Raw genomic sequence first — 811 nt, 5'->3', positions numbered from 1 at the left:
GACCACAGGTGTAACCGGAGCAATCCGGCTTTCCCTGCGCGATGGGTTACGGCTTATACGTACTCTCCCCGGCGAGACTGGGCTTGCTTGTCACCGTCATCGGCAAGAGGGCTTGCCTTCTGCCGATAAGACACCTGCCACTAGGGCGTCAGGCCTGCACGATTTCGCCGTCCGCCTCATGCGCACTCGTCAGTTGCACACGTGACGTCCACCGCGTCTCACCGCAACACCCGTGACGATCGCGAAGCGCCCCTCGATTGGGTGAGACGGACAATTCATACACCAAGTTGCGATTCTGAAAAACAGAATTATTTTTGTCGCGGGGTCTTGCCAAGGGTGGCGTCCGGGAAGTGGTTGGAATTGGTGTGGCGCGTCTGCGGGTTCATGAAGCTATCTGATCATGCGACGAGGTCAATTGGCTGATCATCGGGTTTGGTGTCGAGCGTCCGCCAGCCATCGACTTTGCGCAGATTGATCTGGCCCGAGGCGAGCAAGGCCCAAAACAACATGGCGGCGGTGTCTGCCGATGGCAGCACGCTCTGTGTCTTGATCCGGCGTTTGAACTCCTCGTGCAGACGTTCAATGGCATTGGTGGTGCGCACGCTCTTCCACTGGCTCGGCGGCAAACGTGCGAAGGTGAACAGCCGCTCGCCAGCCTCCTCCAGGCTGTCGGCCACGGCGCGATGTTTGAGCCGCCATTTGCGGATGAAGGCCCTGCGCCGGGTGGCGATCTGCTCGGGGGTCGTGGCATAGATCATGCCGTTGTAATCGGCGGTGATCTCCTCATGCAGGCGCTCGGGTGCGTGCGCCA

Annotated in this window: 1 protein-coding gene; it reads right to left on the bottom strand. The window is 60.3% G+C overall.

Annotated features, from left to right (window positions below):
* Nucleotides 1-398: 398 nt before the first annotated feature.
* Nucleotides 399-811, bottom strand: a 413-nt coding sequence (locus AS156_RS07815) for a transposase (protein ID WP_201456007.1), incomplete at its 5' end; no start/stop codon positions are given.

Origin of the sequence: Bradyrhizobium macuxiense (genome assembly GCF_001542415.1) — a bacterium.
GTDB lineage: Bacteria > Pseudomonadota > Alphaproteobacteria > Rhizobiales > Xanthobacteraceae > Bradyrhizobium > Bradyrhizobium macuxiense.
The sequence above is the reverse complement of the archived record's forward strand: the minus strand, read 5'-3'. Positions and strand labels throughout refer to the sequence as shown.